General features: G+C 45.1%; 26 protein-coding genes and 1 pseudogene. 10 read left to right on the forward strand and 17 right to left on the reverse strand.

Features of this window, described 5'->3' with window-relative positions:
* Nucleotides 1-7: 7 nt before the first annotated feature.
* On the reverse strand, nt 8-868 hold the full coding sequence (locus tag G9U52_RS11825; protein WP_166149715.1) for a cytochrome c oxidase assembly protein: 861 nt from the start codon (nt 866-868) through the stop codon (nt 8-10).
* Nucleotides 869-1,045: 177 nt separating this feature from the next.
* On the reverse strand, nt 1,046-1,378 hold the full coding sequence (locus tag G9U52_RS11830) for a hypothetical protein (protein WP_166149717.1): 333 nt from the start codon (nt 1,376-1,378) through the stop codon (nt 1,046-1,048).
* 156 nt (nt 1,379-1,534) lie between these two features.
* On the opposite strand from G9U52_RS11830, the gene G9U52_RS11835 reads away from it, so the two are divergent.
* Nucleotides 1,535-2,515: an aldo/keto reductase gene (locus G9U52_RS11835; RefSeq protein WP_166149719.1), complete on the forward strand. Its 981-nt coding sequence runs from the start codon at nt 1,535-1,537 to the stop codon at nt 2,513-2,515.
* Between the two features lie 101 nt (nt 2,516-2,616).
* On the opposite strand, the gene G9U52_RS11840 is transcribed toward G9U52_RS11835, so the two are convergent.
* The 9 genes and pseudogenes from G9U52_RS11840 to galE form a co-directional block, all read right to left on the reverse strand.
* Nucleotides 2,617-3,270: a CAP domain-containing protein gene (locus G9U52_RS11840; RefSeq protein ID WP_166149721.1), complete on the reverse strand. Its 654-nt coding sequence runs from the start codon at nt 3,268-3,270 to the stop codon at nt 2,617-2,619.
* Between the two features lie 213 nt (nt 3,271-3,483).
* On the reverse strand, nt 3,484-4,746 hold the full coding sequence (locus G9U52_RS11845; RefSeq protein WP_166149723.1) for a DNA cytosine methyltransferase: 1,263 nt from the start codon (nt 4,744-4,746) through the stop codon (nt 3,484-3,486).
* Nucleotides 4,747-4,769: 23 nt separating this feature from the next.
* Nucleotides 4,770-5,834, reverse strand: a complete 1,065-nt coding sequence (gene rlmN, locus G9U52_RS11850) for a dual-specificity RNA methyltransferase RlmN (RefSeq protein ID WP_166149725.1) — start codon at nt 5,832-5,834, stop codon at nt 4,770-4,772.
* Nucleotides 5,835-6,001: 167 nt separating this feature from the next.
* Nucleotides 6,002-7,893 (reverse strand): annotated as a pseudogene (locus G9U52_RS11855) (rhamnogalacturonan lyase).
* 219 nt (nt 7,894-8,112) lie between these two features.
* Complete coding sequence (gene mle, locus G9U52_RS11860) at nt 8,113-8,958, reverse strand: alpha/beta fold macrolide esterase (RefSeq protein WP_166149727.1); 846 nt, start codon at nt 8,956-8,958, stop codon at nt 8,113-8,115.
* A 272-nt stretch (nt 8,959-9,230) separates the two neighbouring features.
* The gene (locus tag G9U52_RS11865) at nt 9,231-10,004 is read right to left on the reverse strand and encodes a pirin family protein (RefSeq protein WP_166149729.1); all 774 of its coding nucleotides are present in this window, start codon (nt 10,002-10,004) and stop codon (nt 9,231-9,233) included.
* A gap of 14 nt (nt 10,005-10,018) precedes the next feature.
* Nucleotides 10,019-10,468, reverse strand: coding sequence for a MarR family winged helix-turn-helix transcriptional regulator (locus G9U52_RS11870; RefSeq protein ID WP_166149731.1), 450 nt, complete (start codon nt 10,466-10,468; stop codon nt 10,019-10,021).
* 113 nt (nt 10,469-10,581) lie between these two features.
* Nucleotides 10,582-10,968 (reverse strand): DoxX family protein, encoded by a 387-nt coding sequence (locus G9U52_RS11875; protein ID WP_166149733.1) that lies wholly within the window; start codon nt 10,966-10,968, stop codon nt 10,582-10,584.
* A 199-nt stretch (nt 10,969-11,167) separates the two neighbouring features.
* Nucleotides 11,168-12,241 carry a UDP-glucose 4-epimerase GalE gene (gene galE / locus G9U52_RS11880; protein ID WP_166149735.1) on the reverse strand — a complete coding sequence of 358 codons (1,074 nt, stop codon included), beginning with the start codon at nt 12,239-12,241 and terminating at the stop codon, nt 11,168-11,170.
* Between the two features lie 332 nt (nt 12,242-12,573).
* Between galE and G9U52_RS11885 the strand changes: the two genes are divergently transcribed.
* Entirely contained in the window at nt 12,574-13,209 is a 636-nt protein-coding gene (locus G9U52_RS11885; RefSeq protein ID WP_166149737.1) for an FMN-dependent NADH-azoreductase, read from the forward strand.
* Nucleotides 13,210-13,592: 383 nt separating this feature from the next.
* Here the strand turns inward: G9U52_RS11885 and G9U52_RS11890 are convergent, their stop codons facing one another.
* The gene (locus G9U52_RS11890; protein WP_166149739.1) at nt 13,593-14,720 is read right to left on the reverse strand and encodes an NADH:flavin oxidoreductase; all 1,128 of its coding nucleotides are present in this window, start codon (nt 14,718-14,720) and stop codon (nt 13,593-13,595) included.
* Nucleotides 14,721-14,829: 109 nt separating this feature from the next.
* Nucleotides 14,830-15,138 carry an ArsR/SmtB family transcription factor gene (locus G9U52_RS11895; protein WP_166149741.1) on the reverse strand — a complete coding sequence of 103 codons (309 nt, stop codon included), beginning with the start codon at nt 15,136-15,138 and terminating at the stop codon, nt 14,830-14,832.
* 537 nt (nt 15,139-15,675) lie between these two features.
* Between G9U52_RS11895 and G9U52_RS11900 the strand changes: the two genes are divergently transcribed.
* The 4 genes from G9U52_RS11900 to G9U52_RS11915 are packed head-to-tail and all read left to right on the forward strand — an operon-like array spanning nt 15,676 to nt 18,487.
* Entirely contained in the window at nt 15,676-16,701 is a 1,026-nt protein-coding gene (locus G9U52_RS11900) for a DUF3231 family protein (RefSeq protein WP_166149742.1), read from the forward strand.
* 5 nt (nt 16,702-16,706) lie between these two features.
* Complete coding sequence (locus G9U52_RS11905) at nt 16,707-17,183, forward strand: hypothetical protein (protein WP_166149743.1); 477 nt, start codon at nt 16,707-16,709, stop codon at nt 17,181-17,183.
* 51 nt (nt 17,184-17,234) lie between these two features.
* Nucleotides 17,235-18,026, forward strand: coding sequence for a hypothetical protein (locus G9U52_RS11910; protein ID WP_166149744.1), 792 nt, complete (start codon nt 17,235-17,237; stop codon nt 18,024-18,026).
* Nucleotides 18,023-18,487, forward strand: a complete 465-nt coding sequence (locus G9U52_RS11915) for a hypothetical protein (protein WP_311764851.1) — start codon at nt 18,023-18,025, stop codon at nt 18,485-18,487. The genes G9U52_RS11910 and G9U52_RS11915 overlap by 4 nt, the downstream gene beginning before the upstream one ends.
* A 106-nt stretch (nt 18,488-18,593) precedes the next feature.
* On the opposite strand, the gene G9U52_RS11920 is transcribed toward G9U52_RS11915, so the two are convergent.
* Nucleotides 18,594-18,833, reverse strand: coding sequence for a DUF1450 domain-containing protein (locus G9U52_RS11920; protein ID WP_166149745.1), 240 nt, complete (start codon nt 18,831-18,833; stop codon nt 18,594-18,596).
* Between the two features lie 9 nt (nt 18,834-18,842).
* Entirely contained in the window at nt 18,843-19,811 is a 969-nt protein-coding gene (locus G9U52_RS11925; protein WP_207952932.1) for a cupin domain-containing protein, read from the reverse strand.
* Between the two features lie 127 nt (nt 19,812-19,938).
* On the opposite strand from G9U52_RS11925, the gene G9U52_RS11930 reads away from it, so the two are divergent.
* Together G9U52_RS11930 and G9U52_RS11935 are read left to right on the forward strand one after the other, a co-directional pair.
* Nucleotides 19,939-20,808: a LysR family transcriptional regulator gene (locus tag G9U52_RS11930; protein ID WP_166150695.1), complete on the forward strand. Its 870-nt coding sequence runs from the start codon at nt 19,939-19,941 to the stop codon at nt 20,806-20,808.
* A 74-nt stretch (nt 20,809-20,882) separates the two neighbouring features.
* A complete protein-coding gene (locus G9U52_RS11935; RefSeq protein ID WP_166149746.1) occupies nt 20,883-24,248 on the forward strand; it encodes a DEAD/DEAH box helicase in 3,366 nt (1,121 codons plus the stop codon).
* A 111-nt stretch (nt 24,249-24,359) separates the two neighbouring features.
* Here G9U52_RS11935 and G9U52_RS11940 read toward each other — a convergent pair whose 3' ends face one another.
* On the reverse strand, nt 24,360-24,746 hold the full coding sequence (locus G9U52_RS11940; RefSeq protein ID WP_166149747.1) for an immunity 22 family protein: 387 nt from the start codon (nt 24,744-24,746) through the stop codon (nt 24,360-24,362).
* Nucleotides 24,747-24,909: 163 nt separating this feature from the next.
* On the opposite strand from G9U52_RS11940, the gene G9U52_RS11945 reads away from it, so the two are divergent.
* Both G9U52_RS11945 and G9U52_RS11950 read left to right on the forward strand, forming a co-directional pair.
* Nucleotides 24,910-25,686, forward strand: a complete 777-nt coding sequence (locus tag G9U52_RS11945) for a glucosamine-6-phosphate deaminase (protein WP_166149748.1) — start codon at nt 24,910-24,912, stop codon at nt 25,684-25,686.
* A 104-nt stretch (nt 25,687-25,790) separates the two neighbouring features.
* Nucleotides 25,791-26,120: an amidohydrolase family protein gene (locus G9U52_RS11950; protein ID WP_166149749.1), complete on the forward strand. Its 330-nt coding sequence runs from the start codon at nt 25,791-25,793 to the stop codon at nt 26,118-26,120.
* Between the two features lie 57 nt (nt 26,121-26,177).
* On the opposite strand, the gene G9U52_RS11955 is transcribed toward G9U52_RS11950, so the two are convergent.
* The gene (locus G9U52_RS11955) at nt 26,178-26,594 is read right to left on the reverse strand and encodes a MarR family winged helix-turn-helix transcriptional regulator (protein WP_166149750.1); all 417 of its coding nucleotides are present in this window, start codon (nt 26,592-26,594) and stop codon (nt 26,178-26,180) included.
* Between the last annotated feature and the right edge of the window lie 63 nt (nt 26,595-26,657).

Consider the following 26,657-nt stretch of genomic DNA (forward strand, 5'->3'; position numbering starts at 1 on the left):
TATTAGGTTATGCTGTAGGCTCTAGCAGAGGACCATCCGGTTCCTCTGCTTTATCTTTCTCACGTTCGTACCACCCATAGAACACATAAGCCAGAATACAACCATATGCAAGTTCTTGGACGATCTTCATAATAACGCCACCCAGCTGTTGATCCATAATCGGTGTGAGCCAAGAAATATTGACAATCGGCTTATCCACCACCATGGAATAAAACGGAAGGCATAATAATTGCATCGAGCCGGTGTAAGTCGTATAAATAAGGTCACCGGCAAAAATAATTAATGCACAAGCGGGCGTAAGTAAAAAACCATTCAAGAAAATGTAGCCCATTTTTTTCAAATCACTCATCGAGTTAATCGCCCCTTTAGGACTAAAAACCGACCACCACATACAAAACGCTGAGAAAAAGATAAAAATATGCAGCACATTATGCAAGGCGTAATTGGACATCGTCGCATCAAAGATCATCGGGATATGATAAAACGAAAAGGATCCATTAAACGTAATAATAGCCACAAGTGGATGTGCGAAAAATCCTATAAACTTGCGCGGTCCATTTTTTGAGGACAAGTAATGAAAAACAGCCTCCGGCAAGCCCCTGTATAGCAAGGGTGGCACGATCAGGTATAGTGTGGACTGTTGGAGCATATGGCTGCTAAACCAGAAATGCCCAAGCAGATTTAAAGGACCACCTAGGGCAAAATAAAATAAAAATAACCCTAACAAAAAGCTAAGCCGCCCTTTCAGCTTCACCTGGTTGCCCAAAAAGCGCAAATAAAAAGTAGCTAAAATCGTTACAATAATGAACAGCTCGGGACTAAACATGGCTCGAAATCCGTAGGCTTCCATCAAATCTAATATATTCATTGTCACGGTTCTCCTTCATCTTGATTACAACCCTATCGTATCATTTAACTATCTTGAAATCCACCTCCTGATACCCAAATGGAGCCAAATTCCTCCGGTAGCTGTTCACAAAGGCTTCAAGATTTGTTCACCAAAATGACGCTCGTTAAAATAAAGGCAAAGAGGGTTTGAAGCCGCTTACCAATTCCAATAATCCTTCTTAAGCCCGAGCTTATGTAATAAGACATTATAAGCAGACATTTTAACTCCTGCAAGCGACTGCTCCGTGCACACCGAATCCGGCTTGAAATCCAACTCCTTGGTTTTAACTAAGGTGGACTCGGACAAATTATTCGTAATGACGGCTTGGTCGAAGCAAGGAGGGGAAATATAAGTAAGCTTGGACCGTTCTAGGATTAAACGGGTATTGTCCGGTGGCTGTAACGTTACTGGTATGGTGAAAAGACCTGTTATCCCAATCAATATGAGCACAGCTACTCCCACTTTTACATTTTTTTTCGAAGGCTTCATCGCAATACACCTCTTATTCATGTTTTGCTTCCTAGCATAACTTAAGCAACCTAAGGTGTGCGTGACTACAAAGAGCTATAATTGTTATTGTTCTGTGAAATATACTATAGTTAGTAAGTAATGATTACAATACAGATGTCCAGAGGAGGAAGCCATATGGAGCAGAGAACTTTAAATAAGCTTGTTGTTTCAGCAGTTGGACTCGGATGTATGGGAATGTCGGACTTTTACAGCGGGCGTGATGACGAGGAATCGATTCGTACCATTCACAGAGCTTTGGAGCTTGGCGTAACGTTTCTGGATACTGCTGATATGTACGGCGTTGGCAAAAACGAAGAATTACTTGGCCGGGCTCTGAAGGGACGCCGCAATGAAGCTGTGATTGCTACCAAGTTCGGCAGTGTGCGAAGTGAGGATGGCAAGTTCCTTGGCGTCAACGGCAGTCCCGAATATGTGAAATCCGCTTGTGAAGCAAGTCTCCGCCGGCTAGGAGTCGATTATATTGATCTATATTACCAGCATAGAGTTGATCCCAATACCCCGATCGAAGAAACCATTGGAGCGATGGCGGAGCTGGTGCGTGAGGGCAAAATTGGTCATATCGGGCTGTCCGAAGCCGCTCCCGCTACGATACGGCGCGCCCACGCTGTACATCCGGTAACAGCATTGCAAACCGAATATTCGCTTTGGAGCCGCGATGTGGAAGACGAGATACTCCCGACCTGCCGTGAATTGGGTATCGGCTTCGTACCCTACAGCCCGCTTGGCAGAGGATTTCTTACCGGACAGTTCCAAAAGTTCGAGGATTTGGCGGAAGATGATTTCCGTCGCCACTCCCCCCGCTTCCAAGGTGATAATTTCAAAAAAAATCTCGATCTTGTGCAGCGGATTCAAGAAATTGCCGAGGCAAAGGGCTGCCAGCCTTCACAGCTGGCATTAGCTTGGCTGCTTGCACAGGGCGATGATATAGTTCCTATTCCCGGAACAAAGCGTAGAGTTTATCTGGAGGAAAACGTAGGTGCTCTTAGCATTAAACTTACTCAGGAAGAACTGCGGCTGATTGACGAAACAGCTCCCAAAGGTGTCGCCTCCGGTGAACGTTATGCGGAGGCTTCCATGAAAAGCCTTAACCTATAGCATATCCATAAAAGCTTAACTATAATTCTGCCCGAAACATCTTATCTTAAAAGCCGTTCCCAGTCATAAGTGACTTAGGAACGGCTTTATTTTATCCACGTTTAAGAAATAAATTCTTGCACCCAAGCCCCATTGTAGTGGCCGATCCCTATTTTCGTAAATCCGCTGTTCAAAATATTGGCTCTATGCCCTGGACTGTTCATCCAATCATTCATCACCTGCTCGGCGCTAGTTTGGCCTTTGGCGATATTTTCGCCTGCTGAGCTATAAGTGATTTGAAAACTGTCCATCATATTGAAGGGCGACCCATAGGTTGGAGAATTGTGGTCAAAGTAATTGTTGTCGTACATATCCTGTGCCTTGACCAACGCCATCTTGGACAAATTATTATCCATCACAAGAGCAGGCTGTCCCATGCTTGTTCTATTTTTGTTGACTAACTGCAGCACTTGCTGCTCGAAATTAGAGCCTGTTGCTGTCTGTTCAGCTGGAATCGCCGGTTGTGATGGGTTTTCGGTACACCAATTAGAAGAATTGGGTGCCTGCAGCATCGAAATCGAAGATTGGGGCACACCCACTGTCGCTGTTGAGGATGCTTGGGTCAGGATGGGCAGCTTTCCAGCCGCGTGCGCCGTGTTATTGACGCGTATTTCTTGGGAAGCCGCCTGCTGCATCTTGGTTCTGTTTGCATATTCCGTGCAGCCTGTTGACAGTAACGCCAATAACATTGCCGCTAATACATAAATAATTTTCATGTGATCAACCACCTCTTGATGTCATTGTAGGTTCACCTCTGTTTGTTCTCATTACTAACATTTGTAGGTATCGCGACATTTATTCCAAATTTCATTAAAAGGTTGTGACTGCATCTATGCATGAAAAAAGTGGCGATATTCAGAAGCCCCTTTTAGGGAATGAACTGAAATCACCACTTCATTTTAAGGTCTCATAGCTAGGCTAACAAACCGTCAGTGTTGAACCGTTTCCGTTTCTTGCTGCTCCTTTGCAGCCGATGCGTGCTTGTGCGCCAATCGCTGTTTCACCCATTTGGCGATAGGCAAGGCGATTGATCTGGCCAGCATCACGGGAACGGCATTGCCAATTTGTTTATATTTTTTATCTATATGCGAGTTTTTCAACTCGACATGCTGTGGATTGAATACATACCAATCGGGAAAGGTTTGAATTCTTTTCACTTCCGTTACGGAAAGCCGCCTATTTTCTTCAATCGGTTCTGTAAATTCCCAATGGTCGGTTTCGATAAACCTCATCGGTTCACCACCTGGATGTAGTGGCGCTTGGCGACCGGAGGCTTGAATGGTGAAGCTTTGCTCATCCCAATTTTTTTTGCGGTTACGCGACATGTACATCGAGGAAAAAGAGCCCTTGTAATAGTCCCCAGGGTGGTCTTTCAGGTCGCCAATGGCATCCTCTAACGTCACATAAGCTTGGCCCCCTATACCATGGCTTGGCTGTGGAAGCTCATATTGAAAATCTTTAATCGAATTTTTTACGCCGACTAAAAAAACACGTTCCCTAAGCTGGGGTACCCCATAATTTCGGGAATTCACAAGATTAGGATACACGGTGTAGCCTACGGCTGAGAAGTCTTCTACAATTTGCCTAAAGACCTCACCATTACCTAATGTCAGCATACCCTTGACGTTCTCAGCCACAAAAATTTCCGGCTCAGACTGGGTCAAGCAACGAATAAACTGGAGGTACAAAAAATTACGCTTATCGTCAATCAGGCGGGGACCAGCCCCAGAAAAGCCTGGGCAGGGGAATCCTCCAAGCACCAGGTTGGCACGGGGGAATTTTTTCACCTTACGGATATCCCCATTTAGCACTTTAATATGCTCCGGATTATTAAGCGTGTAGGTTTCAAGCGCCTCTTTAAAAAAATCATTGGCAAAGATGGTATGGAACACACTTTGTTCACGAAGCTCCTTATAAACCTCTCTGTTAGCAAAAGCGTCCAAAGCCTGCTGCTCGCCAATCTCCGCTTGCAGTCCAGCCAATTCAAAGCCAAGATCAAGCCCCCCTGCTCCGCAAAACAAGGAAACTACATTAAATTTATCGTCACGGGGTTGCACTTCCCCTTCCAAATCAATAACCGCTTCGGTTTGTTTCTCCTCCAAAATACGTTCATTTAAAAATTGCTTGATTTCTTCCGTAGATAAATTAGGAGCCGGCCGATACTTACCACGACCTCGCTGATCAACCTTCATAGTCCGCCCCTTCTCACAGCCACCTAAGCACTCGCTATTTTCATCTGTTTGCTTCTTAATTGTCCGCAAGCGGCGTCGATATCGGCTCCATGCTCAAGACGCACCGTGCAATTCATGCCTTGCTTTTTTAAAAGGTCATAAAATGCCATAATCGATTCCTGCTCACTTCGTTGATATTGGCTATGCTCATCCACCGGATTGTAAGGAATTAAATTAACCGTAAGCAGGTTGCGCTTATCGCCAATAAGCTCGACCAGCTCCGCGGCATGCTCGAGGCGGTCATTAACATCCTTAAGCAAAATATATTCAATCGTCACTTTACGATTCGTTTTCTCCAAATAATAGGCAATCCCCTGCATCAGCTTCTCAATAGGAACGGCACGGTTTATTCTCATAATCCGCGTACGCAGCTCGTTATTAGGTGCGTGTAAGGAAACCGCTAAATTTACCTGTAATTGGGTATCTGCGAATTCAACGATTTTTTCAGCAAGGCCACTGGTGGAAACCGTGATATGCCTGGAGCCAATGGCTAAACCTTTATGATCGATAACAACCTTGATAAAATCCAACAAATTTTGGAAATTATCAAATGGCTCACCAATGCCCATTACTACGATATGACTCACCTTTTCACCAAGCTCCAGACGATCTAGATGGTGTTGAACATTCATAATTTGCTCCACTATTTCGCCGCTGGATAAATCGCGTTTCTTAGGCAATAACCCACTTGCACAAAAGCTGCAGCCAATATTACAGCCTACTTGAGTGGTTACACACACCGATAAACCGAATTTATGCCGCATCAATACCGTTTCAATTAAATCCCCGTCACTCAGCTTGAACAAAAGCTTGATCGTTCCATCCTTGGACTCTTGCTTCAAATGCTCGGTCAAGGTTTGAATGACGTAATGGTCTTGCAGCAGTTGAATACAATCTTTATTGACATCCAGCATGTCCGAGAAATCCGTTACCCGTTTTCTATAAAGCCAATCCCAAACCTGTAAGGCGCGGGATTTTTTGTGTCCATGTTCAATAAGCCAAGCGGTTAGTTGTTCCAAAGTTAATCCAAGTATGGATGTTTGTTTCATGCGATACCCTCATTTCAATACTTAACCATCATTTGATTACGTTTCTTCTATTTTACTTAAGATTATTTATTTAAACAAGGTGGCCGTGCAAAAACCAGGAAAAACCGTCCGCAAAAACCAAGCGCATCGGACGGTCTTTAGATGTAAAATTTGATGTTGGAACACGGTTATGGTGTATACATACTTGGCTGGGCAGGAGTAGACATGCCATCACCCAAATAAAAGCTAGTATGTGGCGGCTGGTTATAGGCTATATTTTGCCATGCGACACCCAAACGATATACGGGATCATGCATCAACGTATAGAATCGGTAATTCGATTCGTAATTGGTCGTATAGAAACGCAAGGCTGAATTATCGCTTTTGCGCCAGACCGCTTCCTCACGCCAGTCTCCGAATATATCTGCCTGCAGGGACGGATTACCTTTTGTCGTATTGTTGGACAAGGTTCCTGTTGCTGTCAGCAAATTGGAGGTCGTGGAGGCTGTGTAATCCCACTTGTCAATTTTTCCCACACCTGTGGAGCTGCTGCTTGAATATGTATGATCAAGCAGCTCACGCAGCAAATCGCCATCCCACCATATACCGAAATTCGTTGATGATGGAAGCGTATTTGTAATTAATGTGCCTGTTACCGTACGCAGCCCCACTCCATTGCCCGCCCATACCTCTTCACCGATGGTTCGCGGATCGATATCAGCTGACAGCCCTCTGCCTGTATCCGCTCCCGTATTTACACCCCATAGGATCGCGCCTGTATTGGGGTCATACATCGCAGCACCATAGGCGCCGTGGTACTCTCGTTCACCTTGAACACCTCGTAGCCTGCACGATTCGGATTCAAATCCCCTACATGAAGCGCATCGCCATGGCCCATCGCTGTATTAACCTTCTTCGTTCCGTTATCATCTACGACCAGTGCACCATAGATGATCTCATCCTTGCCATCCCCATCAACATCGGCAACACTCAGATTATGATTGCCTTGACCCGCCGTTCCGGCATTCGCGGAGCTATTGCTGTCAAATGTCCACCGCTGGGTCAGTGCACCTGCCCGCCAATCATAGGCAACCAATACGGTTCTGGTATAATAGCCACGCGCCATCACGATGCTTGGCCGTACTCCATCCAGATACGCAACCCCTGCCAAAAATCGATCCACACGATTGCCATAGCTATCACCCCAGCTCGATACGGTTCCTCGTGCAGGCAACTAATTCGTTGTGGTCAGCGCAGCACCGGTATCACCGGAGAACACCGTCAAAAATTCAGGTCCAGTCAGCACATAGCCGCTGGAATTCCGATAGTCCGCTGTGGCACTACCGATGGTAATACCCGTTCCATCTACGGTTCCATCCGCCGTTTTACAAACAATTTCTGCTTTCCCGTCACCATCAAAGTCGTAAACGAGAAATTGTGTATAGTGCGCGCCGGCGCGTATATTTTTGCCGAGATCGATTCTCCACTTGCGGGTTCCATTAAGCTCATAAGCATCCAGAATAACGTTGCCTGTATAGCCCGACTGAGAATTATCCTTGGAATTGGAAGGATCCCATTTCAAAACAATTTCGTACTCTCCATCCCCATCCAGGTCACCGATACTCGCATCATTAGCATTGTAGGTATAGGCAGAACCATTAACGGCTCCACCTGCAGGCTGCTGAAGCGGAACATCCAAATAATTATTGGCCAATACGCTGGCGGAGGGTGATGCACTCTGTTCAACCCCACCCACAACAGCGCGTACGGTGTAGGTCGAGGAAATCGTTCCTGTAGTATCCAAATAATTGGTTTTGGATGTAATCGGCGTCGTGTTCAGCTTTGTAGATCCTCTGTACAGGTTAAAGCTGACCGAACTTGCTTCCGTGCCCAGCAGCCGCCAGCTAACCAATACACCTGCCGTCAGCTTGACGGCAACAACTCCGCGACTCAGCAGCTCCATTTGGCGTGGGGCAGCGGCTGCAGTGGTTTGGCCAATCTCAAGGAATGGTCCAGCCAACAACAGACTGCTTATTACTAACGTTGTTAATCTTGAGGGCTTTCGAAACCAACTTCTCATACAATTCCTCCTTCAGATCGCATCAACTGTTTATCCATTCAAAGTATATGGTTGCGGTTACATGGGTTTATTCAAAAAATCCGACTATTCTGTTCAATAAACAGTGACGACTTGATCGTCGCCATTAATACATGTAGCCAATAATTTGAAGCACTAAAAAGACCTAAGCCGCAAGCACTTAGGTCTTTCTTTGATCTAGACAAATGCGAGTGCTGAAAACTAGCTCCGCGATGTGTGTTTCACTATAGCTACGATGATTCCTTCCCACTCCGCCTTAGGAATTTCATGCCCTGTGCCTTCGAGCGTAATTAAAGCTGCCTTAGGAATTTCATTCTCTAAAGCAATGCCATGCTCATAAGGAAGCACAGGATCTTCCGTACCGTGAATAACTAAGGTAGGCACGTCGATATCCTTGATCCGACCAACATAGGATTCCCCCCCACCAAGGAGCGCATGGTTAAACATGCTGAGCAGATTATTCGCTCTTTGGGCTTCCGCTGTAGCCAGCTTCAAAGCCTGCTGCTTATCGAAGGGATGCTTGGAGCCAGCCAATAAGCGCCAGCCTTCGGCCATGTAGTCTGCCGCTATGGACTTATCAGCCCAATTAACGTTTCCACCCAGCGCGTGGTAGTCCAGTATCTTTGGATCAATCTGCGGTAATCCCTCATTGGGTCCAAATATACTCGACATCATCAATGTCAGGCTTACAACCCGCTCTGGATTCCGCAGCGCTGCCAATTGCGCAAGCATCCCACCCAATGACATACCTACCAGATGGGCTTGCTTGATTCCGTTCGCATCCAATACCCCGACCGTATCCGCAACCATATCTTCAATATCATATAGGGGTTTACCCGGTACGTATGAAGTAGTACGTCCGACATCCCGATTATCGAAGCGAATGACATAACGCCCATAATCCGCCAAGCGCTGGCAAAATTCAGCGTCCCACCAAATCATCGATGCCATGGCGCCCATAATTAACAAAACAGCAGGATCCTTAGCATTCCCGAAGGTTTCTGAGCATACTTCAATACCGTTGATTGCATTTATCTTTTCGTTCATTGTCATTTCCTCATTTCATTCGTATTGGTTAATAAGAAAAAGCATAAAAAAATAAACCCATCGATTTTTCGCAAAAAAAAAGATGAATGTACGTGACTTTTCCTTAAATTAACGTAACCGAATGAATTTGATAATCACAGTCGTCAGCACTCCTGTACAATAAAGTATGGACAATACGCCCACACTTAATTGTAACACAAACCTGCTGTTAAATCACTGAAAAAGCCTCCAATCCCCGCTTTTGAGAGCAGGTAATTAGAGGCTTTGTTAGTTCACCTTTTATATAAAGGATAGGTTACTGCTGTCGGCACCTGAATAAGAATGATCCGCATTTCGGCTTCCCCCGCCGCTAGCAGTTGGATTTCTTCCTCTGTGTCTGCCTCCATAACAATGAAATCTTTATGCTGGTGACCTATAGAAGAAGGAGCACTGCTACTCCTGTTCCACACCCCTCCACCACGAATAGCCAAGGCTGCAAGTGAATATCCGGCAGGAATCGTATGCTTATACTCACTTCCAGCCTCTAAATGGATATCCCACATGTTAACATCCGCCACCAATTTAATAGGAGAGTCCCTCCCGATCACGGTTTTAACAACAACATGGTCCAATGAAGCCACTGGGAAATCCTCATGTATAAATTGATTGTAGGTAGGTTTTCTTTGGATCGCTTCATTCAGATTAGGCTCGAACCAGATCTGGAACATTTCTGCCTTCGGTCCGACAATCCGTTCTTTATGAGAAATACCCGAGCCCGCTTGCATAACCTGAGCCCCACCAGAGGTCACTATACTGTTCGTCCCTAATGTATCTCCATGCTCGGCAACCCCGTTGATCACATAGGTCATAATTTCAAAGCCTTGGTGGGGGTGAAGCCCAAGCGCCCCTTCTTGCTCCACAAATCCCCAAGCCCAATAAAATAAAGGGCCTACACGCTGTGCTACAGAACCTTCCCGGGGGAATCCGATCGGCTTTTGCTCGATGATTTTCCCTCCGTCAAAGGAGCCAACTGCCTGCTGCTCGGGTGGGTACACGTTGATGTTCATTTTAAGTAACCTCCTTAAGTTTGTTCCGCGGCTATACCCAGCTTTTTGAGTATGTCTATACCCTGCTTTTGTTCTTCTTGGGTCACTGCTTGCATCAAGGAATGAATGGTAGACGCATGAATGGGAAAAATAGCATCAAATAGCTTATTACCGTCCGTAGTCATTTCTGCATAGATGACCCTTCGATCCTCTGCACATGGTACCCGATTCAGCAAGCCTTTTTTCTCCAGTTTATCAATATTATAGGTCATGCTTCCGCTAGTCACTAAAATTTTATCGCCAATTTGCTGTAAGGGCACTCTCCCCTTCGCATATAACACTTCTAATACCATAAATTCAGAAGGAGATAAGCCGTATTTCTTCACATCTTTAGTTGCCTGATCCATTAATGCTTTATAAGCCTTGGAAAGTACGATAAATAGCTTAAGCGAAATTGCTTGATCCTCATCTAATTGAAAGGGCATGAAAGCCACCACCTAACTATCTTTAATTTCATTATTTCAATTTAAAGATATATGTTTTGGCGATCTCAGTCAAGCTGTTGTTTTTGTTGTTTTCCTTTCCAATCTTCATGCTTTTATCCCAAAGCATAGGCACCTGGACCAATCAACGCAATTCCAATAGCAACCACCATTAGCACTAACGGATATTCATAGCCATTAGCTGTTGCCCAAATTCCATTTTTACCATGTACCTTGATGATCGCTCCCAGCATAGTCAGTGTAATTAATACAGCAGCCAGTGGAGTGAACAGCCCCGTAGCAAAGAGAATGCCTCCCAACAATTCCATAACCCCAGCCAAGACGGCCATCACAACACCCGGTTTAATTCCAATCGACTCCATCCACCCACCTGTACCTTTAGGACCGTAGCCACCAAACCACCCAAACAGCTTTTGCGCACCATGCCCAATAAACAATAATCCCACGACCAAACGAATCAACAATAAGCCTAATGCCAACATAGAAATCACTCCTCATTTAGTTTTAATTAAATTATCTTTCATTTAATTATCTTAACTTAAAGATATAATATTCAACGCTCATTGTCAATACCCATTTGCCCTAATTTTAAAAAGGACTCAAACGGTGGTTAGATTTCTGAAATCGAAGAAAACCCTACTGAGGCTGCTGTAGGGTCTTCTTAATGGGGAGGTGCACCCATTAATTTACTCCGTTAATGGACAATTGAATCTTATTGACTCCTTCAACCTCAGCCTTACTCTCATAGCCATTAGGATTATTGACCTGCCAGCGCCAAGCATCGCTGCACATCGTTTCCAAGCCGCGTTCCGCAACCCAACCTAGCTGCTGCTTCGCTTTTAATGGATCTGCATAACAAACGGCTACATCACCTTGCCTACGAGCAACAAATTCGTAAGGAACTGATTTCCCTGAAGCAAGCTCGAAGGCCTTCATCATTTCAAGAACACTAACCCCTTTGCCAGAACCCAAATTATAAGTATGTACACCAAAACCCGTATCCAGGCTTGTACGCTCAACTGCTTTTAAATGACCAATCGCTAAATCAACTACATGTATGTAATCCCGAACGCCAGTGCCGTCTTGTGTTTCATAATCATTTCCGAATATTCGCAGCCGCTTCAGCTTTCCAATGGCCACTTGGGTGATATAGGGCAATAAATTGTTAGGAATACCGTTCGGGTCTTCACCTATTCGTCCACTTGCATGGGCACCAATCGGATTGAAATATCGAAGCATAATAATGCTCCAGCTAGCATCCGAAATATAAAGATCACGTAAGATTTCTTCAATCATCAGCTTGGTCCGGCCATAAGGGTTGGTTGCCAGTAATGGAAAATCTTCCGAGATTGGCATTTTCTCCGGCGTTCCATACACCGTTGCGGAGGAACTGAAAACCAGTTTTTTGACACCAAATTTTTGCATTGTGTGACAAAGGTTTAGGGTGCCTGTGATATTATTATGGTAATATTGCAACGGGATTTTCACGGATTCTCCAACTGCTTTCAGACCGGCGAAATGAATAACAGTGTCGATATGATGGTGCTCAAAAATATGTTCAAGACCTTGCCGATCCAGCAAATCCATTTTATAAAATACCACATTCTTGCCGGTAAGCTCCTCAACGCGTTGCAATGCTTCCGGCTTGCTGTTTTGCATATTGTCTACTACAATAATCTCATAGCCGCTATTTAACAGCTCCACACAAGTATGGCTTCCAATATAGCCCGCTCCACCCGTTACCAAAACTACCAATGTATGACCCCCATAATTAAAATGGTTGTTCAAAAAAATTGTGCGCTGAACTTCTCTTCATTCATTATACCAATCCCAACTGTTGTTTTCCAACATTTTTTTCCAACATTTTCCATCAATAACCGCGCTTATTCGCTTCTTTCCCCTAAATAAATTCGTCATAATTCCCGTTTCTTTATAGGATTGGTTGTGCTTTGAACCCGAATCAAATATATATTATTTAGTAGGTTACTTTAATGTGCCTACTTCACTTTAATACGTAATGCATGTATGATAAAAATGCGTGATGGAGAAAATATGTTATTCCACAAATAGAAGGGAAGTTATTTATAATGGCAACTGTATTGTATATTACCGCACACCCGCATGATCACCAAACTTCGTTTAGTTTGGCAGTAGGTAAAGAATTTATTGATGCTTACCGCGAAACCAATCCGACAGATGAAATCATTCATCTGGATTTGTACAAAGAAAACATTCCTCATATCGATGCTGATATTTTCAGTGGTTGGGGAAAGCTAAGATCAGGAACTGCTTTTGATCAACTTTCTGCTGTTGAGCAAACTAAAGTAAGTCGCCTTAATGAATTGGTTGATCAATTTGTAGCAGCCGATAAGTATGTATTTGTTTCACCAATGTGGAACTTTTCCTTCCCTCCAGTACTTAAAGCATATATCGATTCCTTTTGTATCGTGGGTAAGACCTTCAAATATACAGAAACCGGACCTGTTGGCTTGCTAACAGACAAGAAAGCCCTGCACATTCAAGCTAGCGGCGGCGTATATAGCGAAGGACCTGCTGCCGGTTTCGAAAGTGGACATAGTTATCTTGCAAAAATCATGCAATTTGTGGGTGTTCCTTCCTTCGAAGGTTTGTTTGTTGAAGGTATGGCAGCTGCTCCAGACCAAGCTCCAGCTATTAAAGAAAAAGCGATCGTTAAAGCTAAACAATTGGCAACTACATTCTAAACGAGTAGCTAATCGTATAAAGCTCCACAGCCCATTTGGCTGTGGAGCTTTTGTGTCGTTACGGCATAGCGAGTTATCCGTGCACAAATGCAAAAAAGCTACCTCAACGAGGCAGCCTTTTTGCTTGTATGTCTAGGATCGATTAATAGAAATTAAGGATCTACGCCAAAATCGGTGCTTGACGATGTTGAAAGCAGATCAGTTGGACGAGCATACAAGTGGTCATAGGCAGAAAGATGGATGAGCGGGACCTGTCGGGTCAAAATCGACACGCAGCAACCCGTATACTTCGGTGCCACTCATGCAGACTAATGTCGCTTCCTTCTAACTCCAATTTAGCTACTCCGCATTCGTCAAGCACTTGTTTCTGCATAGAGCCGAAATTAATATAATTTTTTCAAGGCGTCCGCGGTAAAAGGAACTAGCTCGTCAACGCGTCCATCGCGAATTTTGGCAGCCCAAGCGGGATCAACCAGCAAGGCACGACCGATGGCGACCAAATCAAACTCATGATGATCCAGCTTTTCGATCAGCTGCTCAAGATTGGAATTCTCGGCACCTTTGCCTTCTATGAATAGACTCATAAATTCTTGGTCAAGCCCGACCGATCCAACCGTAATGGTTGGCTTGCCAGTCAGCTTCTTCGTCCATCCGGCAAAGTTCAGCTCAGAGCCTTCGAACTCCGGCTCCCAGAAGCGGCGGGTCGAGCAATGGAATACATCAACCCCTGCTTCCACAAGCGGAGCCAGGAATAATGCCAGCTGCTCAGGCGTTTCCGCCAGCTTCGCTGTGTATAAAGCCGATTTCCATTGCGAAATACGCAGGAAGATCGGGAAATCGGGACCTACCGCACGGCGGCATGCCTCGATCACCTCGACAGCAAAACGGGTACGGCCTACCATATCTCCGCCGTATTGGTCAGTGCGCTGATTCGTTCGCTCCCAGAAAAACTGGTCGATCAAATAACCGTGCGCACCATGAATTTCCACGCCATCGAAGCCTAAGCGTTTGGCATCGCCTGCCGCTTGCGCGAAAGCCTCGACTATTGCGTTAATCTCTGCTATGCTCATAGGCTCAGTCACCTTATTGCCATTCAAATCGAGACCGGACGGCCCGATTGGCAAGGCCTCCGGGTTCGGTAAGCTTCCAATTTCCCTTGTCAAGCCTACATGCCAGATCTGCGGAATAATTTTGCCACCAGCTTCGTGAACTTCCTTCACGACCTGTGCCCACCCATTCAGCGCAGCTTCGCCATGGAAATTAGGCACGTTAAGGCCGCCTGCCGCGGGATGGTTAATCAATGTGCCTTCCGTTACAATCAGGCCAACACCATTTTCTGCGCGGCGGCGGTAATAAGCGGCAACATCGGCGCCAGGAACGCCATCAGGTGAAAAGCTTCTGGTCATAGGAGCCATCACGACACGGTTAGCTAGTGCCAGCTTGCCAAGCGTAAACGGCTTAAACAAGGATTTAACAGATTGGGCTTGTTCAACTTCATTCATATTACTCATTATGGAGCCTCCAGTTAATAGTAGATTTTTAAATCATCTAAAATCTATATTTACATAAATATAAATATATATACCAAAAAAAAAGCTTCAAGCCTATGTTCAGCTATGCTTAAAGCTCGCTTTGAAGGTAAGCGACAAAATTTCTAATACCCTCCTCATCACGTCTGTAATAGGTCCATTGTCCGATCCTTCGGGATTCGAGCAAACCAGCTGCTTGCAGCTTGACCAAATAACCAGAAACAACCGATTGTGCCAGCCCCGTTTTCTCTGAAATGGAGCCTACACATACGCCTTGGAAGTCACCATCCTTGGCTAAATGGATTTGTGGACTGAAATTATCTTCCGGCGTTTTCAACCAATCCAAAATATTGTACCGTGTTTCATTAGACAAAGCTTTAATTACTTTTAGAATGTCCATTTCTTTATTATATCTATTTTTATGTAAATGTAAATACAAAAAAATAAAAAACAACTAGCCCATGAAAAAGACAAGTTGTTTTTTATTTAAGTATCTGATATTTGATATTAGCTTATCGAGGTTCATTGCTGCCGCCTGCCTTCCGATGACTAATCCCATAAAAAAAGCTATAGCCCACTTATCGTTACAGTAGTCTAAAGCTTTCCCAGCTTTATTAAGGATTTTCCGTATCACTGCTATCTGTAAATAGCTCGCCTGCATAAACGGCTTCTTTAAATTTTTCGCCGTGAAGCTGGCTTTTATATTTTTGTTGGATGCAGGGCACCAAACTGCCAGTACACAATCACTCCTTTCCCAATAATCTACTGAATTTGAGCGACCATCCGTTACACATTCTCATTCGCGCTCGAATCGCGAAACATTTCGTCGGCATAGACGGATTCGACAATTGCAATTTCAACTTATGGATTGTATATTTTTCAATTTCATGGAAATTCTATTGAATAACCTATACCTACTTGGAGGAGTAATCATATTATGGGAAACAATGCTGCAACCCATCACAAAATCAATTTAACATCTGCCGAAATTGCTAATATATGGACTAATTACCAAAATGATACTATGGCGGTTTGTACGATTGGTTTTTTCTTAATACATGTAGAAGATGTGGAAACTCGGTCTGTTCTGGAGTATGCCTATCAGCAGTCACAAGCGCATATCAACAAGTTAAAAGCATTTTTTAATGAGGAGCAATTTCCAATTCCTGCGGGATTCCAGCCTGAAGTGGATGTTAATATGAAAGCTCCACGTTTATTTACGGACGATTTTTATTTATTCTATATCCAAAATATCGGAAAAATCGGTTTGGCCTCATATGCCAAGAGCTTGTCCAACTCTGCTCGTTTGGATATGTGTGAATATTATACGGAATGCTTGAATGAATCGGCCAAGCTTCTCAATAAAGCAACCGAGCTTATGCTGAATAAAGGAACTTTTATTCGCGCTCCTTTTATTCCAAAGCCGCAAATGGTCGAGTATATCCAAAAACAAAGCTATTTAGCGGGGTGGTTTGGTCGCAATAGACCTTTAAATGCGATTGAGATGTCCAATATTTATTTTAACCTGATCCAAAACCAACTGGGCCGCACCTTATTAATGGGCTTCAGCCAAGTTGCCACTTCTCCGAAAATTCGCGATTATTTGATTCGGGGCAGGAATATTGCCGACAAGCATGTAGAAATATTCGGTTCTTTATTGAGCAGCGAATTTCTGCCATCCTCTAGCGCGTGGAGCACATTACCAACGGATTCCACAACGACTACCTACTCAGACAAGCTTATGATGTTTCATACGTTAACTCTAAACGCAGCAGGCATAGGCCATTATGGTGTTAGTCTAGGCCTGAGCCCTAGAAGTGACCTTGGAACTAATTATATTCGGTTAACGGCCGAAATCGCTTCATATACCGAGGATGGAGCCAAACTTATGATTGAGAACGGTTGGATGGAAAAACCGCCACAGGCTGCGGACAGAGACCAATTATCTAATGATAAGACGTGAATGGAATGGGCAACAATAAACGTATTGAGGTTCTTCTTTGGAGTATTGCCCTGCCAGGATTTGGGCAGCTGTTAAATGGGCGTGTGTTCAAGGGGTTAATTCTGATTAGCCTGGAATTTCTTGTAAATGTGCAATCCAATTTGAATCAGGTAATTATTTCAAGCTTTCATGGGGAGATTCAGCAAGCCGTCATAGAGACGGATTACCAATGGCTTATGTTTTATCCTTGTGTTTATATGTTCGGTATGTGGGACGCATATAAAGAGGCGGGCAGTGGTCTATTGCCTTACTCTTATCTCCCATTCGTCTTAGCGGCTTTTCTTGCAACAGTAGGCCTGATCTACTCGGATAAGAAGCTATGGGGATGGTACTTTGGCCCTGTATGGCTGCCGATGTTATTATGTTTTATCGGGGTTGGCATTGGTCTGTACATGAAAAAAAAATTAAACCAGCACAAACCGCCTGCCTCAAATGAGCCTTGAATGAGCATCTTCTACGGCTGTCAAGTATGAACAAACATAAGGGATGTTGCTATGGATACCTTCCGCAATAATAACCAACACAGGCGTTACAAAGCCCATGTCGGCATCGGTGGCACCACTCAGTTCCATCTGCGCAACCCCTATGTGATTGCATGGTGGTCTGCCGCCTTTCCCGGATTTGGCCATCTTTTACTAAGTAAATACCTTCGGGGATTTGTCCTGTTTCTATGGGAGGTTTTCGTAAATAATCAAGCCAAACTCAATTTAGCTTTAGTCCATACCTTTTGCGGAGATATGGAGCTTGCCAAGCAATCACTGGATTCCAGATGGATGCTAATGTACATTCCCGTGTACATGTTTAGCATCTGGGATAGCTATCGCACCACCGTAGATATGAACAACGTATATATACTAGCAGAGAGGGAAAACGCGCCTTTTAATGCCTATAGCATCAATACTCTTGAAATCAACTATTTGGACAAACGGAGTCCGACGATGTCCATCATTTGGTCTTTATTTATGCCGGGGCTTGGACATTTACATATTCATAGATTGTTATCCGCATTTTTTTCCTTAATTTGGACCATCATCTTTTTGTATTTTTCAAAAACTCTAATTGCCGTGCAGCTTCTTTTTTTGGGCGAGATTCAACAAGCAACCACGATATTGGATAAACAGTGGCTCCTATACATGCCCTCCATGTGGGGATTTTCCACTTATGATTCTTATGTCAGTACAGTGGAAAACAATAAGCTATTTGAAAACGAACTAAAAAACTATTTAATAAAAAATTATCATAATCCCAAGTTTCGCTTAAAAAAAGGAATCGTGGTGCAAAAATGATGCAAATTATAGCTACCTTTGGCTATTCTGTTTCTTTAGAGCTAGCTATTAGCTCTTTAGAGCTTGAAGGAATAAAGAAAGAGCATATTTTTGCAGTTCCTTTAACCATTCAAAAAACGGAACGAAGAATGTTCGACACTATACACAATGCGGATGGCATTTCGCTTATCAGTACAGGAGCCGCTCTTGGAACGGCTTTTTCTGTCATTGGGGCAAGCGTCGGTTTCTCCTTACAGTGGGGACCTATTTATTGGGGGCTGATTGGAGCCGTTGGCGGTTTTTTGTTAGGCTTCCTGATTGATATATTTATAAATAAAATTGTTAAAAACCGCCAACGGCTTCTACGTGGTAAAAATCCTGTAGTCATCTTAATTATCGATTGTAAAGACGAGCAAGCTGATCGTATTGAGCATATTCTATGGCATCACTTTGCTCTTGGCACAGCAAGAGTTATCGTTTAAAGCATAAACATAAGCCCTCTATCCAATGGACAGAGGGCTTTGCTGTAACGACAAGGCTTTGCAAAATCGTTCGGGAACTTCATATTCATCTTTTGCGGTAACCTTTTTATCCCTGTCGCACCTGATCCATAATTCGCTTCGCCAGTACCTGTGCATCGCCATCCTCAATTGTCGTCAATTGGATGCGGCAAAACGGTAATACATGGCACTGAAGGCAACGACGGAAGCAGTCGACGATACTGACGTCCACCTCTTCGGCAAAGTCTTTGCGCAATAGATCCACAACGCTTGCTGCCTCGGTCCTTTCCACATTACGCTTGCAAAACTTGGCTACTCGTTTCGTCATGCCCAGTCATTACTCATCATAATGGAAAAACTGGATGTCCAATGTACGCAAATACGTTTGTAGCCCCGCATCCTGGATCGGGATAATATACGCCGGCTTGCCCGATTCATTATGGTGAGAGTGCCATAAGCCCGGAGGGGTGACGAATGCTTTACCTACCTCCCAATCAATTCGGATCGGGTCAATAATATGCTTGGTCACAGGATCAACCTGGTCTCCAACCAGTGTGTAGGCACCGGGCTCGGCATAAGCGACAAAATCAAGCGCAACGGATTTGTGGCTATGCGGTGCTTGGTTAGAGCCAACAGGTACAATACCATACATTGCCCAAAGGACATGAGTGATCGTTAAGGTTTGGTCAAACTTTTGGTTGTTCAGCAGGATAGATATCCTGTTTTTCAAATGGGCATCGGGTGCATTCGCAACCTCATCCAGCTTTGCCTGAGCCTCTTCAGCAGTAAAAATCGTTGGGCTGAAACGGGCTTCACTGGCTCTCACTCCAAGGTAATCAAGTAGCGGGGTATCCAATATATAATAGATGGTACTATCCTCGACCGCGGTATGGCGGCTGCTTGATCCAGCAGGCAACGTGATAAAATCACCCTTTTTCCACTCTATCGTGAACCCGTTAATATCGGAGTGGCCCTTGCCGGAAATAATATAATACAATTCACTCGTTGCATTGGGCTGGGTAGTAAGTGAATCGTCCTTAAGTATTCGTATAAAATGGGCAAGCAGTGATGGGCTTGTAGCCGGATAAGGAGTGCGTAATTGCTCAGATAAATCCAATTTTACGATCCGTGTTTCACCGCTGTTATATAAGTCGGCTTTAAATTGTGCTGTAGGGATAGGGCTGATCATACCCGAGCCGATCGGGTCAGCCGCACTAGCATATTCGTAGAAACGGGCATCCCCCGTCCAATCCTCCGTAACGGAGCCTACCTCGAGTTGACCTGATTTGATAGGACTTAATGACATGGATAGCTTGCTCCCTTCGAGTACATGATTTAATCGTAGCATAACCCAAAAAAAATCCAGTGTCCAATATATAGTTTGTAGCTTTGTTATACATTTTATGTATAATGAAAGCGAAGGAGTGGGGATGATGGAGCTTAGGCAATTACAATATTTTCTAGCGGTTTCGGAGGAATTAAATTTCAGCAGAGCTGCCGAGCGCCTCAGAATGACGCAGCCTCCATTAAGCCTGCAAATTCAAAACCTTGAAAAGGAGCTGGGGTTTCCGCTATTTAATCGAAACCACCGGCTTGTAGAGCTTACTGACGCGGGGCAAGTATTTGCTGACGAAATCCGCAAATTATTCGATCAGCTTCATCGGGCGATCGAGCATTCCGGCAGTGTCCACCGTGGGGAAAAAGGCAAGCTTACAATAGGTTTCGTCGGCTCTGCCACCTATGATATACTTCCAAGAGTGTTACGAGAATTCCGTAGGTTATATCCGGATGTCCTTGTACATCTGTTGGAATTATCTACACCTGCCCAAATGGTCGCTTTACATGAGGAAGAAATTGATATCGGCGTGCTTCGCCCTCCGATACATGACGATAACCTATGCACGGAAATTGTTTCTACGGTACCTTGCGTGTTAGCGGTCCCCAAGCAGCATCCGCTTGCTGTTCAACCGAATGTTTCTCTTGCCGACTTGGCACCTTACCCCTTCGTGATGTTATCCCGCAAAACCTGGGCGGGTCTATACGATGAGGTATTGGCATTTTGCAATCCCATTATTCAGCAGGAAGCGTTTGAGTTCCAAACGGTGATCGGCCTTGTTGCAGCAGGACTCGGGATCGCGGTTGTGCCGCAATCTGCGATGAATTTACATACCAAGGATGTCGCTTACTTGGATATGCGGAGCCAATTACCTGAAGCCTCGATGGGAATTTCTTGGCGTCGGACGGACGCTTCCCCATTAGTACAAGCTTTTGTCCGTTTTGCACAGGATAACATGCCTTCATAAATAGCAAAGATCAATATTCATCAGCTTTATTTAAGTTCGTCTACCCTATATTTACAAAAGGAAGGATCAAGGCTATGGGCTTTCAACTAACTGAGCGGGTTATTAAATTATTATGCGGGCAGACCTCCTACGACAAGGGAGAAGACTACGTGCGGGCTGGAAAAGTAAGCTTCACCCAATATGATGCCGATCCTTCTCTTTTTAAAGCCGCAGTTGAGGGCAGCCGCAGCTATCAGGTGATTGTAGAAATTGATCGCAACGGGGACGTATACGCCGAATGCACTTGTCCTGCCTATCTCGGAAATGGCAATAACTGCAAGCACATTGCCGCCGTTTTGTTAAGCATCCACCATACCGAGCAAGGCGGAAGCGGCCAAGCTCCTATTCGTGCAGTCTCCTCCTTGCTTGATCCAGAAACCCAAGGAAGGAACGATCCCGGTTATATCGAGCCGCGTGTTGCCCAAATGAACAGAGCGTCCAGGCAGGCCTCTGCCGATCATCGGCTAACCGATAGCATGCTGGGATTGTTCGGCAACCAACCCAAGCGAACAACTAGTAGCCGGGCTCTTTTTGATACAAGAACCCAGCTTACCGTAGAGTTTACCCTCAAGCCCTTCCCTTACAGCTATCGAAAATCAATGTTTGGCATCGAAATGAAGCTCGGGACCAAACGTTTATATATTGTACAAAAACTGAGGGATTTTCTCGAAAAGCTGGAACGCAAAGAAGCTTTTGTCTTTTCTAAGCATTTTATTTACGATCCATTGCTTCATAGCTTGCAGAAGGAGGACGATGCAATCCTCCAGCAGCTCATCCAAATCTACGACAATGAACAGATGTACAAGGAAACCATAAGCCATTATCCCTCTCATTCCAGTACGGCTGGCGGCGAGCGGCTGCTGCTGATCCCCGCTTTTTCCTGGGAAGCCTTATTCCCCTTACTTGAAGCGGCACCACTGATTAAACTGGAGCAAGGCAGGCGTATTTTCGAAGGGCTCCAGCTCTCGGATGAACCGCTTCCCCTTCGTTTTGAATTCGACCAAGCCGAACAGCTGGAGCGAGGTCTAGCCGATACGGATCCTGTGGGCTATCAGCTGGACATTCAGGGCTTAGATGAAATTACGGTGATGGAATCGTACGGAATGGTGCTTTACGATGGAAAGTTCCTGAAGCTGCAGCCTGAACAAGGCAAACAGCTGTCCGAGATGAAGCAAATGCTCGAAGTATCGCGGAAGCAGCAAATCCAAATCGCCCCCGTGCAAATGGAAGCTTTTATGGATAAGGTCATTCCTGGACTGATGAAAATGGGCAGTGTCCGCATCGCCAAAGCCGTATCCGAGCGAATTGTGCATACTCCCTTAATAGCCAAGCTGTACTTGGATCGTGTAAAAGATAGGCTGCTGGCCGGACTGGAATTCCAATATGGCGATATTATTGTGAATCCGTTGGAGGGTAGCCTCCAGAAGCGGGGAACCGACCGAATTCTGATGCGGGATGGAGAACAAGAAGCGCGAATATTGGCACTTATGGAGCATAGCTCAGTTGTCCAAACGGAAAGCGGCTATTTTATCGATAATGAAGAAGCCGAGTATGAATTTCTGTACCATACAGTTCCACAGCTCGAAAAGCTGCTGGATGTGTATGCCACCTCTGCTGTCAAAGTTAGGCTTCATACCGGACCTATCCATCCAAAGGTAGCCGTGGAGCTGAATGAACGAACCGACTGGCTGGAGTTCCGTTTCGATATGGAAGGAATCCCGGAAGCCGAAATTCGCCATTTGTTGAAATCGCTGGAGGCGAAGCGCAAATACTACCGCTTGCCCAATGGATCCTTATTGCCTCTGGAGGGAGACGAGTTCCAGGAAATTATGCAATTTATGAATGAATCCGGCATTCGCGATATGGAAGTGAAAGGAACCGGTGGGCAGCTTCCCGTGCTACATGCCTTGCATCTGATGGATTCACAGCAGCAAGGCCATGCTGTCAAGCTAGGCAAATCTTTTCGCAGGTTATTGGAGAACATCCGCAATCCAGATAATCTGGATTTTCCCGTACCCATCGGCTTGTCGACGGTGCTTCGGGATTACCAGATTTATGGCTTCCAATGGATGAAGACCTTAGCCCATTACCATTTTGGCGGCATTCTCGCAGATGATATGGGGCTTGGTAAAACCCTTCAAAGCATCGCTTTTCTAGTATCGGTGCTGCCCGAAATCCGACAATTAACATTGCCAGCGATCATTGTCTGCCCTGCTTCTCTTGTCTACAACTGGCGCAATGAGCTGCAAAAATTCGCGCCGGAGATTAAAGCGGTCATAGCCGATGGTATTAAAACAGAGCGTGATTTGGTGCTCACCCATGTTTTCCAAGTGGATGTGATCATCACCTCTTACCCGTTACTGCGCAGAGATATTAAGCAGTATGCCAAGCAGTCCTTCCATACCTTGATATTGGACGAGGCGCAGATGTTCAAAAACCATACCACCCAAACAGCGCAGTCCGTAAAGCAGATCCAGGCGCAATACCGTTTTGCCCTAACCGGTACGCCTGTGGAGAACCGGATCGAGGAATTGTGGTCGATCTTCAATGTTGTCTTCCCGGCTTTATTCCCGGTGCGAAAAGTGTTCAGCGAGCTATCCCGCGAAAATGTTGCCAAGCGCATCCGTCCGTTTCTGCTGCGCCGTTTGAAAACGGATGTGCTGAAGGAGCTGCCGGATAAGATCGAATCCTTGCAAGCCTCCGAGCTGCTCCCGGAGCAGAAAAAGCTATATGTCGCCTATTTGGCCCAGCTCCAGCAGGAAACCCTGAAGCATTTGAGCGAGGATGGCTTTCAGAAGCATCGGATCAAGATACTCGCCGGCCTAACTCGGCTTCGCCAGCTCTGCTGCCATCCTGCGCTATTCGTTGAAGGCTATTCAGGAAGCTCCGCCAAGTTCGAGCAATTGCTGGAAATTATCGAGGAATGCCGAAGCGCAGGCAAGCGAATGCTTATATTTTCGCAGTTCACCAAGATGCTGGAGTTGATCGGTCGCGAGCTTGGCTACCAAGGTGTGCCCTATTTTTACCTGGACGGAAGCACCCCTGCCTCCCAGCGTGTAGAGCTATGCAACAGGTTTAATAAGGGTGAGCATGAACTATTCCTCATCTCGTTAAAAGCCGGCGGCACCGGGCTGAATCTAACAGGGGCTGACACGGTTATTCTCTACGATCTCTGGTGGAACCCCGCTGTGGAGCAGCAGGCCGCTGACCGGGCACATCGGATTGGACAAAAAAATGTAGTCCAAGTCATCCGCCTTGTCACACAAGGCACCGTTGAGGATAAGATGTACGAGTTGCAGCAGAAAAAGAAAAGCTTGATCGACGAAGTGATTCAGCCTGGACAGGAAGCCTTAAGTACGCTTTCGGAGCAAGAGATTCGGGATATTTTGATGATCCATTGACAATGGCGAGTGTAAGATTGTGAGAGTGAACTAGATATTTCATACGCATTGATGATTCGCGGCAGAGCCTGTTTTCCATTCACTTTGTGGAGAAGAGGCTCTTTTTTCATGCTATTGATAGGGGACAGCACCTAGAAATTGCAATTTAATAGGCTCTAAAGCTATCTGCTGAATATCCCCCGTATAATGAAAATTATATAACAATATAACGGTATTAAACGGATGTGGCCATGTTTGTTGTGTCAAGGCTATAAATCGGGGGGTAATGGCTTCCTCATACGAAAAGCCTGCCAGCAATTGCTCCATTTCATGGCTTGGCGACTCCCGATATTCGGCTTCTCTAACCGCATCATCATAATAAGGAAGCCCAAAATAAGTAGCAAATAGCGAAGGAATAGATTCCCCCTCTTCTGAATAAGCAACCAGCATAAGCTCTTCTAAAACTGCAGGGGTACTAATATTGCCTACCCATAAAGATACGAAACCTTCTTTTACCATTTAATGGCTCCCTTCATGTTGTACATATTGGATACTGTTAATAATTTATCATAGTAAGCACAGGAGTCCAACCCTATATTTTACGTTGCAAAATAGCGCCAAATCGTACATACTATATTTAGTATAATATTTATACCAATTATTCAAAAAGGAGATTTTCTCTATGACAAATGTAGCCCAGCCGTTAAAAGATTATTCAGTTGATTCCTTAAAGGTTCAAGTATTCAAAGACCGCAAATCTCTTGGCGCAAGCTCAGGAGCTGCAGTTGCCGCAAAAATGCGCGAGCTACTCGACCAGAAAGCTAATATACGAATGGTTTTTGCAGCGGCACCGTCACAGAATGAATTTTTGGAGACACTTATAGCCGCGTCGGGGATCGATTGGTCCCGTGTCACAGCCTTTCATATGGATGAATATATTGGGTTATCCCTCGAAGCCCCACAACGATTCGGGAGGTTTTTATCGGAGCGTTTATTTGATATCGTTAAGCCGGGTACGGTCCATCTGATAAACAGCAGCGCGTCCATCGCTTCGGAATGCGAGTACTATAGCCAATTGCTGGCTAAAGCACCCATCGACATCGTATGTATGGGTATAGGTGAAAATGGCCATATCGCCTTTAATGATCCACCGGTTGCAAATTTTCAAGATCCCGCTTCGATCAAAGTAGTGGAGCTAGATGACCCCTGCCGGCAGCAGCAGGTTAACGATGGATGCTTTGCTACCTTTAATGACGTACCTACGCATGCTTTAACGCTTACCATCCCTACGTTAATGTCGGGTACACATTTGTTTTGTATGGTTCCAGGTTCAACCAAACACCAAGCAGTTCAACAAACCTTAAACGCTGCCATTTCCACGGATTGCCCGGCAACCATCCTTCGCCAGCATGCCGATTGCATACTTTATGTGGACACAGATTCATATGGTACCGTTTAATGGAAGCAAACGCGAAACGATTGATTGATGGGAAACGCCTTACTGACAGCGCCGCTATTCGTCTACATGTTGAAGACGGGCGAATAACTAGCTGGGAAGCGTAGATGAAACAGTCAATGGCTTGGATAGCACGCTCCCCTGGATCGCGCCAGGGCTTGTTGACCTGCAAATCAACGGATTTGCCGGGTTCGATTTTAATGGGCTCCTCCCAGATGCTGGCCGCAGGCATCGAGCTGTTGCACAGCAAAGGCATCACCAGCCTCGCGGAAGCGTGGGAGATGGCATCGGCCAGGCCTGCGAAGCTGCTTAACCTGCGCGAACATGGACGCCTAGATGCAGGTGCTTTTGCCGACATCGTCTTGTTCGACTTAGAAGGTGAACACTACCATATTCACATTCGTGAGGTATACAAGCAAGGCTTGAAGGTATTATAAAAAAAGATGCCTTCATTTCCCTGAAATTCAGTGGATTTGAGGGCTTTTCTGCTACGCTTACTCAATAAATGTCCGATTCAATCTTGCCAGTAGCTCTCCGAACCTTTGCCTTTCCTCATCCGACCAATCCTTAAATAGCTTTGTATGCCTGGCTATCCGGGCTTTTTTGGCATCCCCTACTTTACGCATCCCTTCTTCTGTCACTTGAAAATAACTGGATCTCCCATCAGTTGGATCAGGTAACCGCTGTACATAGCCCTTTGCTTCCAAAGCCGTCGTTTGCCTGCTTATTGTCGATACGTCCAATCGAAACTCGTCCGCTAATGCCTTGACTCCAATAGGTCCATTCTTAGACAGCTGTGTCAGTAGCGTATAGGTAGATCGGTCAAGCCCTCCCAGCTCCTTATCCAAGGAAGTGCGGCGAATAAGAACAACTAATTCATAATCGATCAACTCCAGATCCTTTTCTTCCATCGATTTATCATTCCTTTCCATGGTATTGACTTTATCGCATGTAGTTGTATAATACATGTACAT

Origin of the sequence: Paenibacillus agricola (assembly GCF_011440305.1) — a bacterium.
GTDB classification, from domain to species: domain Bacteria; phylum Bacillota; class Bacilli; order Paenibacillales; family NBRC-103111; genus Paenibacillus_S; species Paenibacillus_S agricola.